Origin of the sequence: Streptomyces chromofuscus (assembly GCF_015160875.1) — a bacterium.
Classification (GTDB): Bacteria; Actinomycetota; Actinomycetes; order Streptomycetales; family Streptomycetaceae; genus Streptomyces; species Streptomyces chromofuscus.
The window spans coordinates 1,657,974-1,671,432 of sequence record NZ_CP063374.1; the positions used below are offsets into that span (position 1 = coordinate 1,657,974).

The 13,459-nt window shown below is 68.1% G+C and carries 12 protein-coding genes and 1 pseudogene; 5 read left to right on the forward strand and 8 right to left on the reverse strand.

What is annotated here, in order from left to right:
- Positions 1–20: 20 nt before the first annotated feature.
- The 3 genes and pseudogenes from IPT68_RS07500 to IPT68_RS07510 all read left to right on the forward strand — a co-directional run bounded on the left by IPT68_RS07500 (position 21) and on the right by IPT68_RS07510 (position 3,131).
- Positions 21–1,418 carry a GntP family permease gene (locus tag IPT68_RS07500; protein WP_189699477.1) on the forward strand — a complete coding sequence of 466 codons (1,398 nt, stop codon included), beginning with the start codon at positions 21–23 and terminating at the stop codon, positions 1,416–1,418.
- A 19-nt stretch (positions 1,419–1,437) separates the two neighbouring features.
- Positions 1,438–2,096: pseudogene (locus tag IPT68_RS07505) on the forward strand (SDR family NAD(P)-dependent oxidoreductase); the annotation flags it as partial.
- Positions 2,097–2,348: 252 nt separating this feature from the next.
- Positions 2,349–3,131 carry a FadR/GntR family transcriptional regulator gene (locus IPT68_RS07510; protein WP_189699478.1) on the forward strand — a complete coding sequence of 261 codons (783 nt, stop codon included), beginning with the start codon at positions 2,349–2,351 and terminating at the stop codon, positions 3,129–3,131.
- On the opposite strand, the gene IPT68_RS07515 is transcribed toward IPT68_RS07510, so the two are convergent.
- The 6 genes from IPT68_RS07515 to IPT68_RS07540 are packed head-to-tail and all read right to left on the reverse strand — an operon-like array spanning position 3,116 to position 8,727.
- The gene (locus IPT68_RS07515; RefSeq protein WP_229818452.1) at positions 3,116–3,907 is read right to left on the reverse strand and encodes an amidohydrolase family protein; all 792 of its coding nucleotides are present in this window, start codon (positions 3,905–3,907) and stop codon (positions 3,116–3,118) included. The genes IPT68_RS07510 and IPT68_RS07515 overlap by 16 nt on opposite strands.
- A gap of 41 nt (positions 3,908–3,948) precedes the next feature.
- Entirely contained in the window at positions 3,949–4,287 is a 339-nt protein-coding gene (locus tag IPT68_RS07520) for an L-rhamnose mutarotase (RefSeq protein ID WP_189699480.1), read from the reverse strand.
- The gene (locus IPT68_RS07525; protein ID WP_308438800.1) at positions 4,284–5,486 is read right to left on the reverse strand and encodes a mandelate racemase/muconate lactonizing enzyme family protein; all 1,203 of its coding nucleotides are present in this window, start codon (positions 5,484–5,486) and stop codon (positions 4,284–4,286) included. Before IPT68_RS07525 ends, IPT68_RS07520 begins: the two co-directional genes overlap by 4 nt.
- Before the next feature lie 10 nt (positions 5,487–5,496).
- Positions 5,497–6,399: a carbohydrate ABC transporter permease gene (locus IPT68_RS07530; protein WP_228040300.1), complete on the reverse strand. Its 903-nt coding sequence runs from the start codon at positions 6,397–6,399 to the stop codon at positions 5,497–5,499.
- A 2-nt stretch (positions 6,400–6,401) separates the two neighbouring features.
- The gene (locus tag IPT68_RS07535; RefSeq protein WP_189699483.1) at positions 6,402–7,355 is read right to left on the reverse strand and encodes a carbohydrate ABC transporter permease; all 954 of its coding nucleotides are present in this window, start codon (positions 7,353–7,355) and stop codon (positions 6,402–6,404) included.
- A 1-nt stretch (position 7,356) separates the two neighbouring features.
- On the reverse strand, positions 7,357–8,727 hold the full coding sequence (locus tag IPT68_RS07540; protein ID WP_189699590.1) for an ABC transporter substrate-binding protein: 1,371 nt from the start codon (positions 8,725–8,727) through the stop codon (positions 7,357–7,359).
- 770 nt (positions 8,728–9,497) lie between these two features.
- On the opposite strand from IPT68_RS07540, the gene IPT68_RS07545 reads away from it, so the two are divergent.
- A complete protein-coding gene (locus IPT68_RS07545; protein WP_189699484.1) occupies positions 9,498–9,779 on the forward strand; it encodes a hypothetical protein in 282 nt (93 codons plus the stop codon).
- Between the two features lie 704 nt (positions 9,780–10,483).
- Here IPT68_RS07545 and IPT68_RS07550 read toward each other — a convergent pair.
- Entirely contained in the window at positions 10,484–11,245 is a 762-nt protein-coding gene (locus IPT68_RS07550) for an SDR family oxidoreductase (RefSeq protein ID WP_189699486.1), read from the reverse strand.
- A complete protein-coding gene (locus IPT68_RS07555) occupies positions 11,242–12,261 on the reverse strand; it encodes a zinc-dependent alcohol dehydrogenase (protein ID WP_189699591.1) in 1,020 nt (339 codons plus the stop codon). The genes IPT68_RS07550 and IPT68_RS07555 overlap by 4 nt, the downstream gene beginning before the upstream one ends.
- A 143-nt stretch (positions 12,262–12,404) precedes the next feature.
- On the opposite strand from IPT68_RS07555, the gene IPT68_RS07560 reads away from it, so the two are divergent.
- Positions 12,405–13,400, forward strand: coding sequence for an aldo/keto reductase (locus IPT68_RS07560; protein ID WP_189699487.1), 996 nt, complete (start codon positions 12,405–12,407; stop codon positions 13,398–13,400).
- Positions 13,401–13,459: the final 59 nt, after the last annotated feature.

Sequence of the window (13,459 nt, forward strand, 5' to 3'; positions counted from 1 at the left end):
ATCACTGCAAGGGACACCCCGTGACCAGACTCAGCGTCGAGATGCTGGCGGCGGACCCCGTCGAGCCGATCACCTCGGCGGGACACGCGCAACTGGGCATCGCGGTACTGGCGGGCATCGCCGTCATCGTGCTGCTCATCACCAAGTTCAAGCTGCACGCCTTCCTGGCGCTGACCATCGGGTCGCTGGCGCTGGGAGCCTTCGCCGGGGCACCCCTCGACAAGGTCCTCACCAGCTTCACCACCGGCCTGGGCACCACGGTCGCCGGCGTGGGCGTGCTGATCGCGCTGGGCGCGATCCTCGGCAAGATGCTCGCCGACTCCGGCGGCGCCGATGAGATCGTCGACACGATCCTCGCCAAGGCGGGCGGCCGTTCGATGCCGTGGGCGATGGTGCTGATCGCCTCGGTGATCGGCCTGCCGCTGTTCTTCGAGGTCGGCGTCGTGCTGCTGATCCCGGTCGTGCTGATGGTCGCCAAGCGCGGCAACTACTCCCTGATGCGGATCGGCATCCCGGCGCTCGCGGGTCTGTCCGTGATGCACGGCCTGGTCCCGCCGCATCCCGGCCCGCTGGTCGCGATCGACGCGGTCAAGGCCGACCTCGGCGTGACGCTGGCGCTCGGCGTGCTGGTCGCCATCCCGACCGTGATCATCGCCGGTCCGTTGTTCTCCCGGTACGCGGCCCGGTGGGTGGACGTCCCGGCCCCGGAGCGCATGATCCCGCAGCGGGCCTCCGAGGAGCTGGAGAAGCGCCCCGGGTTCGGCGCCACGCTGATCACCATCATGCTGCCGGTCATCCTGATGCTGTCCAAGGCACTGGTCGACATCGTCATCGACGACAAGGAGAACACGACGCAGCGCGTCTTCGACGTCGTCGGCTCCCCGCTGATCGCCCTGCTCGCCTCGGTGCTCCTCGGCATCTTCACCCTGCTGCGCCCCGCCGGGTTCGGCAAGGAGCGCGTCTCCGGGCTCGTGGAGAAGGGCCTCGCGCCCATCGCGGGCATCCTGCTGATCGTCGGCGCGGGCGGCGGCTTCAAGCAGACGCTGATCGACACCGGCGTCGGCCAGATGATCCTGGACATCTCCGAGGACTGGTCGATCCCGGCGCTGCTGCTGGCCTGGCTGATCGCGGTGGCGATCCGGCTGGCGACCGGCTCGGCAACCGTGGCGACCGTCTCGGCGGCCGGCCTGGTCGCGCCGCTCGCGGCCGGCATGTCGACCGGTGAGACCGCCCTGCTGGTGCTGGCCATCGGCGCCGGCTCGCTCTTCTTCAGCCATGTGAACGACGCCGGGTTCTGGCTGGTGAAGGAGTACTTCGGGCTGAGCGTCGGCCAGACGATCAAGACCTGGTCCGTGATGGAGACGATCATCTCGGTGGTCGCGGGCGCGATCGTGCTGCTGTTGTCCCTGGTCATATAGGCCCTGCGGAGATACGACGATGACGGCTCACCCCCTCTTCGACATCGGCGACGGATCGCGCTGGTCACCGGCTCCAGCCGGGGCATCGGACTGGCGCCGGCCCGCGGGCTGCTTCGGGCCGGCTGCACAGTCGTCCTCAACGGCCGGGACGCGGACCCGGCTCGCCGAGGCCGCGTCCGGACTCACCGGCGACGTCCACACGGCGGTGTTCGACGTGACGGACGGCCCGTCGGTGGCCGCCGGGATCGCCGAGGTCGAGGAGCGGGTGGGCCCGCTCGACATCCTGGTCAACAACGCGGGCATGCAACTGCGCGCCCCACTGCTCGAGTTCACGGACGCGGACTGGCACCGCGTCCTGGACACCCATCTCACCAGCGCGTTCCTGGTCGGCCGGGAGGCGGCCCGGCGGATGACGGAACGCGGCCACGGCAAGATCATCAACATCTGCTCGCCGCAGAGCGAGGTGGCCCGTCCCGGCATCGCGCCCTACGCCGCCACCAAGGGCGCCCTGAAGATGCTGACCAAGGGCATGTGCGCCGACTGGGGCCCGCACGGCGTGCAGGTCAACGGCCTCGGCCCCGGCTGCATCGAGACCGAACCGACCCGGCCCCTCGTCGAGGACCAGGAGTTCAGCGCCTGGGTACGGCGACGCACCCGGCCGGACGCTGGGGCCGCACGTCGGCGTCTGGGACGCCGAGCTGCCTGGCGCGTGCGCTGTCGCCACTCCGTGCAGGTGGCGATGGCGGTGGTGACGCCGCAGGGAGCAAGGGGTCGGACCCGGTCGGCGAGGCCCTGATGCGCCAGCCACCGCCGACAACTTCGAGGGTCTGCGTCGTGAACGCCTCTGCGGCCGGGGCGTCGAAGCCGACGACATGTCGTGGACCAGGAACCTCTTCAGGAGCAGACTGAGCGAGCGGTAAGGTCATACGTATGCCAACCGAGTCGCAGCCCGCAACCCCTCTGTTCCCGCGACGTCTGCCTGCCGGCCGCTTGGGTGTTGCCGTCGTTGCCGAGCTCGTCGACCTCATCGTGACGGGCCAGCTGAAGGAAGGCCAGTTGCTGCCTCCGGAGGGTCCGCTGAGCGAACACTTCGGCGTGAGTCGCACGGTCCTGCGTGAATCGGTGAAGCGGCTCGAGGAGAAGGGCCTGGTAATCGTTTCCCAGGGTCGCGGCACTCAGGTGCGGGCGCCGGGCTACTGGAACATGCTCGACCCGGTGGTGCTGTCCGCGTTGATCGACAACGATGAGACGCTCGGCGTCCTCGACGAGCTGACGATCGTGCGGGCCAGCCTCGAGTCGGCGATGGCGGGCGCGGTTGCCGGATCTCGCAGCGCGGACGGGCTGAGGAGGCTGGAGAACGCGTTGACCACGATGCGGGAAAGTGCGTCCGAGACGGACTCCTTCCGGCAGGCGGATGTGGTGTTCCACTTCGCGCTCATGGAGATCTCCGGCAACCGGCTGGCGGAGAACATCGCCAAGCATCTGTACAAGCGGGCCGTGGAGTCCAGCCGCTACCAGGGCATCGACCCGCCTGACGCGTTCGAACTGACGCTGAAGGAACATGCGGCGATCGTCGATGCCATCTCACGGCAGGACGTCGCCGCCGCCCAGAAGGCGATGCATGATCACATCCACGTTTCGTGGGAGCGTCGTCGGCTGCCCGACCACGCGCCGCGGGCGCGCGGCCGGGCGCTCGGTCAGGGAAGCGAGTAGACGTCGGCAGCGTTGCCGCCGAACACCCGTGCGCGTTCCGCGGTGGAAAGCCCGTCGAGCAGGGCTTCCACAGCGCGCTTCCAGGGTGCCGCTCCCCCGCCGAGCTCAGCCAACGGCCAGTCGGAGCCGTAGAGAAGACGCTCGGGGCCGAAGGACTCCAGGGCGAACGTCACCTGGGCGGCGAGATCGGCTGCACGCCATGACCCGGGGGCGAGGCCCGATGTGAGTCCCGAGACCTTCGCAACGACGTTCGGTTGCCGCGCGAGTTCCCGCAGCCGCGACGCCCAGCTGCTCCCGTCCCGCCCGGGCTCGGGCGGACCGCCCAGGTGATCGAGCACGAAGCGGAGTCCGCTGTGGCGGGCGGCCAAGCGGGTTGCCTGAGGGAGCTGCCACTCGCGCACGACGAGGTCGAAGCAGAGGTCCTCACGCTCGAGCACGGTGAGGCCCGCGTTGATTTCCTCCCGCATCATCCACTGCGGGTCCGGGTCGATGTGGGCCAGATGCCGCACCCCGACGACGGGAACAGCAGCGTTCTTGCGGATCTGGTCGAGCTGAGGTCCGACCTCCGCCTCGAGGTCGACCCACGCGACGAGGCCGGCGATGGCTGGTGAGTCCAGCTTGGCGAGCCGGATGCTCTCTTCGAGGCTGTTGCTCGACTGCACGACCACGGCACGGTCGAGTCCGGTCGAGTCCAACATCTCGCTCAGATCAAACGGGCCGAAGTCGCGGGCGATCGGAGCCATGGTGTCAGCGTCGATCCAGTCCTGCGGGTCCACGGCTCGGTCCCACAGGTGCACGTGGGCGTCGATACCGGCACTCATTCGAGGTGCCAGACTTCGTCGATGGGCTGCCACAGCGCCCGGGGAACCCGCTCCTGCGCAATCCTCACCTGACACGGGTCGGTGTGCGTCCACCATTCCTGCGAAGCCGGGTCGTCAGCGATCCGTCGCATGTCCGCCTCATGGTCCTCCCCGACGTACTCGTAGTAGGCGAACAGGATGTCGCCGAATATGAAGATGCTGTAGTTGCGCACGTTGCATTCGGTGAGCTTTCGCTCGACGCTCGGCCACACGGCCCGGTGCAGCGCCAGGTACTCCTCGCGCTTCTCGGGCCGCACACCCACGACGAAGGCCCGACGCTCAGGTCGACGGGTCACGAGGGCCGGCCTCCGGGGTGCAACGGGGCGTCCATCAGGTCCGGCTCGGCCACCAGCCGCAGGGCAGCGCGTTCGGGCCGAATGTGCGGTCCGGTGGCCGCGGGCCGGGGCTGCACAGCGCCGGCTGGTGACATCCGGGACTCGTCGACCACAATCCCGATCCCTGGGCTATCGCCCAGGACGATGCCTCCGTCGTCGAACTGCTGGTCGACGTCGAGACCGACGGGAAAGAGAAGGTCCTGGACTTCGTAGGTCAGAAGGTTCGGCACGGCGGCGGCTGCGTGCGCCACCGGGTTCGCGTTGTACGCGACGGGACTCACCGGCAGATCGTGGGCGTGCGCGAGCGTCGCGACACGGAGGAAGTGGGTGATCCCCCACACGTTGCCGACCTGCACGATGTCGACCGCGTTGGCGTCCAACAGTGGGCGGTACTGCTCCAGCCCGGTCAGGTTCTCGCCGCTTGCGATCGCTGCGCGCACCTTCCCGCGCAGCGCGGCCATTCCGGCCGCATCCCATCGGCGTAGCGGTTCCTCCACCCAGGTGAGGTCCATGCGTTGCTCGATGGCCGCTACATACCGGGCCGCCTGGGCGTGGTTCCACGACTCGTTGGCGTCGAACATGAGCGCGGGTCGGCGGGAGTTGCGGCTGAGAATGTCGCGCATGATCTCCAGCCGAGGCAGGTCGCGGTCGAGGTCGCGGCCGCCTTTGAGCTTGCCGGCCTTGAACCCGCGGTCCGCGAACCGACCGTAGAGATCGGCGAGTTCTTCATCGGTCAGGCCGTACTCGAGACCGGACGCATACCCGGGAACGAAGCGCGAGCGGGCCCCGAGGGTCCGCCAAAGCGGCTCGTCGGCGGCCTTGGCCTTGATGTCCCAGAGGGCCATGTCGACGGCCCCGATGGTGCCGAAGGTGGATCCTGAGTGACCGGCCTTGAACACCCAGGCGAGCATCCGGTCGTAGAGCGCCACGACCGACCGCGGGTCATCGCCCTCGATCGCGGGGAAGACACGCGCGATGTCGGCGTGGGACCCGAGACCGACCCCCTCGATTCCGGTGTCGGTCTCGATGATGAGGACCGGGATCGGCGTCGCGTGGCCGGGCTGGACACCGTTGACGTCCCCGGTGATTCTGCCCCAGTCATGGACGGTGCTCAGGCTGCGGTACCCAGTGATCTTCATCGGCAGTGGTTCTCCTTGCATGCGCTAGCTGTCATTCCTTGGTTCCTCCAGCTGTCATGCCCGCGACCAGGAATCGCTGGGAGAACAGGAAGACGATCAGGACGGGCAGGATCGACACGATCGTCCCCAGCGCCAGGGTGGGCAGCTGAACGGAGTCGGATCCCGCGGAGCTGGGATTGAAAGCCGGGGTTGCGGCCAGAAGCGAGGTGAGCCCGACCTGGATCGGGTAGCCGTCGCTGGAGGGGAGCATCACGAACGGGAGGAAGAAGTTGTTCCAGTTCTGCACAAAGCTGAAGAACGCCACCAGCGCGACGATCGGGGCGGCCAGCGGAAGGGCGACTCGGGTGAAGACCTGGAACCCGTTGCAGCCGTCGATGCGCGCGGCGGCGAGGATGTCGCGGGGGATGCTGGTCGAGAAGTAGATGTAGGTGAGATAGACGCCGAACGGGAAGAACGACATGGGCAGGATCACCGACAGCGGGCTGCCGATCAGACCGACACTGTTCAGCTCGAGGAAGATGGGCAGCACCAATGCGGTGCTGGGGATCAGCATGACGACGAGTGTCAGCACGAGCAGCGCCTGCCGAAGCTTGAACTCCGTGAGCGCGAGTGCGTAGCCGGCGGGGATGCTCACGAGGAGCGTGATCACCAGAGCGCCGATCGCATACAGCGCGGAGTTCCCTATCCATGTCGTGACCGCACCGTCCTGGAAGTCGAACAGCTGATGCCAGTTGGCGACGAAGGCCGACCACGACCCGGGAGAGAACGGATGGGCGACCACGAGCGTTTTCGAGGACTTCGTGACCGCGAGGAGCAGCCAGACGATCGGGACGGCGAAGAACAGGACGAAGACGACGAGCAGGACGCCGATGATGGACCGCCCGCTCCAGCCGCTGAGGCTCGACCGACGGCGTTCGGCGGAGAGTGCTGCCATGGTCATTCCTTCTCGAACAGGCCGCCGCGGGTCACGAACACCCAGGACAGCAGGAGTGCGACGACCAGCAGGATCAACGAGATCGCGGCCGCGCCGTTGAAGTCGTTCTGCTGGAACGCGTACTGGTAAGCCAGTTGGTTGAGCGAGTAGTCGTTGGGCACCACCGCGTTGCTGGCCTGGCTGAGCAGCTGTGGCTCGACGAACAGCTGGGTGCCGGCCGCGAGCGACATGACGCCCATGTACGCGACCCACTTGCGCAGCATCGGAAGCTGGATCCGCAACGCGATCTGGACGGCGTTCGCACCGTCGATGCGGGCGGCCTCGATCACCTCGGTGCTGATGTTGTTGAGCGCGCCGTACATGATGATGATCCACCCACCGGCTCCGGTCCAGAACGCGATGATGGCGAAGATTGCCGGAAGGTTGCCCGGTTGAATCACCTGCACGAAGCTGTCGAACCCCATCGCGCTGAGCAGACCGCTGACCGGGCTCGCCGTCGGATCGAGGACGAAGAGCCACAACAGGATGCTGGAGGCGCCCGCGAGCGCGCCGGGCAAGTAGTAGACGAAGCGCAGGGTCGTGCTCACCCACCGGACGCCGATGGCGTGAACCATCAACGCCAGGCCGACGACGAAGACGACCAACCCGAGGAGCCAGATGACGAGGTAGATGGTCACGTGGAACACAGCCGGCCAGAACCGGAAGTCGTCAATGACCTTGGTGAAGTTGTCGAACCCCGCGAATCCGCCATCGGCGTTCGTGAAGGCCAGTAGTACTGCGTAGAGCGAGGGAACGATCCCGAAGGCGATGGTGAGCAACGCGTAGGGCGAAACGAAGACATAGCCGATCGGACTGCGAGCGGAGGCGCGGCCGGCCGGCTTGCCGCCGCCCCGGCGTGACCGCCGACCCCTTGAGGCATCGACGGTCAGCTGGTCACTCGAAGGAGCGAGGGTCATCTCAGTTCACCACGTATCCGTTGACCTTGGCTTGGTTCTCGATCGCCGTCCGCCACGTCGGGAGCAGGTCCACGATCGACTTGCCTCCGGTGACCCCAGGGGTCATCGTCTTCGCCCAGATCGCCTCCTGGCTGAATGTGGGGTAACCCCAGCCGGCCCAGACCCGCGACGCCGCGGTCACCACCGGCTGCAGCGAGGTGGCGTAGTACTTGCTCGCCTCCTGCTTGGCGATCCACTTCTCTGCGGCGGGGGCGTACGCCGGGTAACCCGGCGCGGCGTCGACCTGATACTCGTCGGCTGTGGTGACGAACTGTACGAAATTCTCAGCAGCCTTCAGGTTCTTCGAATGGCTGGAGATGAACCAGGTTCCGCCGCCCACGTTCCCCGTCACAGCCTCGCTCTCACCCTTCCACGTCAACGGCGCGGCAACGCCGAGCTGCCCGGCCGGCACGTCGAGCGACTCAGGGTTGCGGAAGATCGCGCCGGCGTACCACGCCGGACCCGGCATCATCAGCACCTTGCCGGAGTACTTCTTCAAGAACTCGGGAGTGAACACGCTGACCACCGGCACGGTCCCGTTGCGGCGGAGGGCGTCGAGCATCGAGGCCGCCCGCTTGCACTCGGTCGAGTCGGTCTTGACGGTGACGGATTTGGGACCGGTCACGTCATTGGCCTGGCATTTGCTCGCCCACATGAACACCTCGGGCGTCCAGGCATCCCCAGCCGTCCCGATGATGTAGCCGGGGTGCTCCTTGGCGACCTTCTCGCCGAGCGCCTGGTACTCCTCCCACGTGGTCGGGAGGGCGTAGCCGAACTGCTCCAGCAGGGGCTTGTTGTACCAGAGCACGGCCTGGGCGAGGTCGTTGCGCAGGCAGTACACGCGGCCGTCCACCGTGCAGGGGTCGAGCGAGCCCTTGGTGAAATTGCTGAGCGTCTCCTTCGGGACCAGGCCCTTGTCCAACACAGCAGCGAACGCCTGCTTGCCGCCGTTCTTCTGACTGGCCCATGCCGCGTCGTTGTTCTGGCTGGAGAAGACGACGTCAGGCCAGCCATTGCCGGCGCGGTCGAAGAGCTGCATCTTCGTTCGGAAGGAGTTGGACCCGTTGGCCGACCCGTCATAGGTGACGACCTTGATCTTGGTGTCGGGGTTCGCCTTCTGGAACGCCTGCGCGGCAGCCTGTCGGTCCGCGTCCACCCAGACGGTGATCGTCGAGGAGGCCTCCTGCTTGGCTTCGGGAAAGCCGTACTTCCCGTTCGCCGAGCTTCCTCCGCCGCCGCAACCAGCGAGGGCGAGGAGCGCCGTTGCTACGCCCATCACGGCGACGGTCGACGCCCTGCGGCGTGAACGCACCCCGGTGTGGATTCCGACCATGAGATGTCCTTTGTCCTGTCGACTTCGTTGACGACTCCGCGCCGAGGACTGTAGAGCATACGTATTATGTTTGTCACGGGCTCGATACATCTCCCTTCGAGCAGCTGTTGTCGGTGCGGTCCTGAGGGTTCCGCAGCGAACGGCGGCCTCGTGGCTGCCGTCCGGCATCGCCCGGTGACAGTACGCGTCCGGCCGCTCACCCCGGCCCTGTGACCGGCCGGCGCCCACCCGCCGCCTCGCTCGGTCACACACCGCGCGCGCGTGAACCGGCCCGGCGCCTTTCCGGTGAGCCGACTCGTCCTCAAGCATGTGCAGGCACTGGCCCGGCCCGCCGTCACACGCATCGAGCCCCGGTTCCTTCGGGCCCATCTGCGCGGCACCATCGAGCGGATGTCCCGGATGGAGACACCGGTCGGGGCCATCGAATTCGCAGCCGCAGCGCGGGACGTACTCCGGCAGTCCGAGACCGCGGCGGAGCGCAGCGCCATGTCCGCTCGCCCGCAGACTCCCGTGCCGCAGCCCGTCTCCACCCGGCAGCCTCCACTGTTCGGCACCGGCACACAGGCGACTCCTGCCGCCACCGGGGCAAGCGCCGGCGAACCCGGCGATCACCCGCAACCGGGAGGGCCGCCCTCTGAGCACCGGCCCGCGCCGGGGCCGAATACGGGCGTCCGGGCCGGCACCCACTCCCCGTCCGGCGGAGCACCCCCTGTTCGGGAACGGGTGGCTCCCACACACACGGCACCCAACTGCGGGAGGCACGCCACGAAGTGGACGCCACGCCTGCCGGTGCCGTGGCCACAGCCTGGAGCGCGCTGCACGCTCTGTGCACCGGTGTGGTCACAGCCGTCGGTCTCCCCGCGCCCTCCCACCCGTCGGAGGTCGGCGCCCGGCTCACCTCGCTCGGGGCGTCCCCTTACATGGTGATGGTCATCGAGCGCCTGCATCGGCTGAGCGCCGACGCCCTGCGCGAGCCGGCCACCGTGACCGGAACGCGGCACGGGACTATGTCGACGCCTGTCTTGCCGCTGCCCGGAATGCCGAACGGCTGAACCAGCGATGGCGATGGTGATCCGTCAGAGCGGGTGACGACGGCCGCGGCCAGACCGTCGCCGCTCGCTCGCGCTGATCCGACGCGCCGACGCACCCGCCCGGCCCCCTCTTCGCCGTACGCCGTCGACGAAGGGCGTGCCTCACGTGTCCAGCACGTCGACCATGCTCTGGGCCGCGGAGCTATCGATCGATCCGGGCTGCAGAACGAGCAGGACGGCCCCGTCCACTACTGCCCACGCGAGATCCTCGGCGGCCGCCGCCTCGCGGTACACCGGCGCCGGGTGGGCGTCGATGTCTTCACGGTCCGGAGGCCGCCGGCGCTTTCGAAACCGGTGGAACGGTGTCGACGACGGCGTAATTCCCCACTCGAAACACCACAAAATGGGCCATGGGGACGACGGCGCGGGAACTGCCGCGACCATGGGGACGGTGGCCGCGCACCGAGATCCCCACGGCGCCGGAGGTTCCCGGGCCGCCCGACAGCCAGACCGTCGTTTGCTGGTCAGGGCAGTCCAGGGTGGCCGCAAGGCCAGCGCGAAGCGCCGCCGCAGGCGCCCTTGACGGACCGGGCCAGCCGCACACTCAGCAGTCGGGCGGCCCGTGCCGGGCTCAGCCCAGGTGGGGAATTACGCCGACAGGATCATGCAGACCGTGGGGAATTACGCCGTCGCTGACAAACGGCACTCCTGTGGCGCGAGAGGCCTCATCGGCCGAGCCAGCCACCGTCGACCGGCAGGATCGCCCCGGAGACGTAGCGCGCAGCGTCCGACGCCAAGAAAACAGCAGCACCGGCGATGTCCTCCGCCGTTCCCCACCGCCCTGCCGGGATCCGCTCGAGGATCGCGCGGGACCGGTCGGGATCGTCCTGAAGCGCCTGGGTGTTGTCGGTCGCGATGTAGCCCGGGGCAATGCCGTTGACAGTCACACCGCGTCCGGCCCACTCGTTGGAGAGCGCCCGGACCAGTCCTGCCACGCCGGACTTGGCTGCCGCATAGCCCGGCACATTGATCCCGCCCTGGAACGAGAGCAGGGATGCGGTGAAGACGATACGCCCGTGTCGCGCCTCCAACATCCGCCGCCCGAGAACCTGGCTGAGCACGAACGTGCTCGTGAGATCGACTTCGAGCACTTCGTCGAACCATTCCAGGGGGTGCTCGGCCGCGGGCGCGCGGCGGATGGTCCCGGCGTTGTTGACCAGGATGTCCACCGGGCGCTCCCCTGCGGCGAGTTCCTCGGCGAACCGGGTCACCTGCCGTCGGTCCGCGAAGTCGACGCGGTGTCCGGAGAACTCACGGCCGAGCCGGCGCACGCGGTCGCCGATCGCCGATGAGGCCGGATCGAGGGTGGCGGAGAGTCCGACGATGTCGGCGCCGGCGGCGGCCAGAGCCTCGGCGACGGCGAATCCGATTCCACGCTTGGCCCCCGTCACGACGGCGAGGCGCCCGGTCAGGTCGAAGGGGTTCATGACGCGCTCACCTCGACGAGCAGCTTCATCGCCTGCCCGGTCTCGAGGAGGCCAAAGGCCGATTCGACCTCTCTCAGGGGCACGATGCCCGTGATGAGCTTTTCGGCCGGGATGGCGCCCTCGGCCAAGAACTCGATGGCGCGCTCGAAGTCGTGGCGTTGGTAGACCCGTGCACCGAGCAACCTCAGTTCCCGCCAGAACACGCGCTGCAGGTCGATCGGCCGCGGTTGCGAGTGGATGGCGACCACCACGAGCGTGCCGCGGACCTTCGCCAGGCTGGTGGCGCCGAGCACGGCGGCGGGCGAGCCGGAGACTTCGAACACGACGTCCGCTCCGGCGCCGTCCGTCCACTCCTCCACCCAGGCGACCTGGTCGACCGACGAGGGGTCGAGCGTCGTCAGCCCCATCTCCTCGGCGGCGGCCCGCCTGGTCGGGTCGATCTCGGCGATCACGACCTCGGCACCGAAGGCGGCAGCCACGATCGCGATCAGAACGCCGATCGGGCCCGCACCGATGACGACGGCCTTGTCGCCCGCGGCGAGTTCGGAACGTCGCACGTCGTGAACGGCCACCGCGACGGGCTCCACGAGCGCGGCGTCTCGCAGCGAGATCTCCGGTGGCAGCCGCACGAGTGTCGACGCCGGTACATTCCAGTACTCCTGAAGGGCTCCCGGGCTGTCGATGCCTATGAAGTCCAGGTTCTGGCAGATGTGCTCGTTCCCCGCACGGCAGGCCGGACAGATGCCGTCCCAGGCCAGCGGCATGACGGTCACCGCATCACCGACCGACCAACCCTCCACGCCGGCGCCGAGGGCGACGATCATGCCTGACATCTCGTGTCCGATCGTCGCCCGCTTGCCGACCCGACCATCCATGTCCCCGTGGAACACGTGGAGGTCCGTGCCGCAGATTCCTACGTAGGCCACGGCGATTCGCACCTCCCCCGCACGCGGCTCAACGGGTTGCTGCTCCTCGACGGTCATCGTGCGGGGGCCCACGTAGTTTGCCGCCAACATACCGATCGGCTCCTCCTCGCCATGTCGCAGGCCGCACCGGCCCACCCGGGCTCCACAGCCCGGCACCGAAACATAATACGTATGCTGTCATGGTAGAACTCGACCTCGTGACCAGCAAGCAATCGCCGCGCGACCACACATCCATGGAAAAGACGCTGCCCGTCCGGGGCCTGCGCACCGGGCACCAGCTCACGGAATTGGGCCTGGGTGCAGCCCAGTTCGGCAATCTGTTCACCGAGACGACCGACGACGAGTCGTGTCGCGCCGTCGGAGCCGCAACAGAGGAGGGGATCCGCTACCTCGACACCGCGCCGCATTACGGCCTCGGGCTGTCCGAACGCCGTCTGGGGGCCGCCCTGCGTGCGACCACTCGGCAAGGTGTGGTCATCTCCTCGAAGGTCGGGCGTCTGCTCGTGGACAGCCCGGACACGGCTCACCGACTCGACGACGACGGGTTCGTCGTGCCGGCGACGAAGAGACGGGTCTGGGACTTCAGCCGTGACGGGATCTTTCGTTCCGTGGAAGAGTCGCTGGCGCGGCTCGGGACGGACCGGCTCGACATCGCCTACCTGCACGATCCGGACGACCACTGGGGGCCGGCATCGTCGAGCGGGATCGCCGCTCTGGCCGAGCTCCGGGACCAGGGCGTCGTCGGTGCCATCGGCGCCGGCATGAACCAGGCGGCGATGCTGGCCGAGTTCGTGAGGCGGACCGACGTCGATCTGGTGATGGTCGCCGGGCGGTTCACTCTTCTCGATCAATCGGCACTGGACGACTTGCTGCCCGTCGCAGGCGTCCGCGGCGTCGGCGTCGTCGCCGCGGCGGTTTACAACTCCGGACTGCTGAGCAGTACGGCCGTGGACGGCTCGGCGTACTACGACTACGGGGCAGCGCCGCGGTCCGTCGTCGAACGCGCCGCCCGCATCGCCGCCGTCTGCGAGCGACACGGTGTGGAGCTTCCCGCCGCCGCCGTCCAATACCCGCTGCGTCACCCCGCGGTCACCTCGGTGGTGACAGGGATGCGCACTCAGGAGCACGTGCGAAGCAATGTCGCGCGGTATCGGGCGGTCATCCCGGAGGCACTGTGGGAGGAGCTGCACTTCACGGGACTTGTCCCGGACCCCACCCGCACGAGCTAGTGGTCCAGGGCCCAAGGAAACATCGTACGAATCTTGTGGCAAACATCATACGTATGCTA

What these genes read in the sequence shown, in the direction of transcription:
- IPT68_RS07510 (WP_189699478.1), top strand. Translation starts at nt 2,349, where the DNA reads ATGCCAACCGAGTCGCAGCCCGCAACCCCTCTGTTCCCGCGACGTCTG.
- IPT68_RS07525 (WP_308438800.1), bottom strand. Translation starts at nt 5,486, where the DNA reads ATGCAAGGAGAACCACTGCCGATGAAGATCACTGGGTACCGCAGCCTG.
- IPT68_RS07530 (WP_228040300.1), bottom strand. Translation starts at nt 6,399, where the DNA reads ATGGCAGCACTCTCCGCCGAACGCCGTCGGTCGAGCCTCAGCGGCTGG.
- IPT68_RS07535 (WP_189699483.1), bottom strand. Translation starts at nt 7,355, where the DNA reads ATGACCCTCGCTCCTTCGAGTGACCAGCTGACCGTCGATGCCTCAAGG.
- IPT68_RS07540 (WP_189699590.1), bottom strand. Translation starts at nt 8,727, where the DNA reads ATGGTCGGAATCCACACCGGGGTGCGTTCACGCCGCAGGGCGTCGACC.
- IPT68_RS07550 (WP_189699486.1), bottom strand. Translation starts at nt 11,245, where the DNA reads ATGAACCCCTTCGACCTGACCGGGCGCCTCGCCGTCGTGACGGGGGCC.
- IPT68_RS07555 (WP_189699591.1), bottom strand. Translation starts at nt 12,261, where the DNA reads ATGTTGGCGGCAAACTACGTGGGCCCCCGCACGATGACCGTCGAGGAG.
- IPT68_RS07560 (WP_189699487.1), top strand. Translation starts at nt 12,405, where the DNA reads ATGGAAAAGACGCTGCCCGTCCGGGGCCTGCGCACCGGGCACCAGCTC.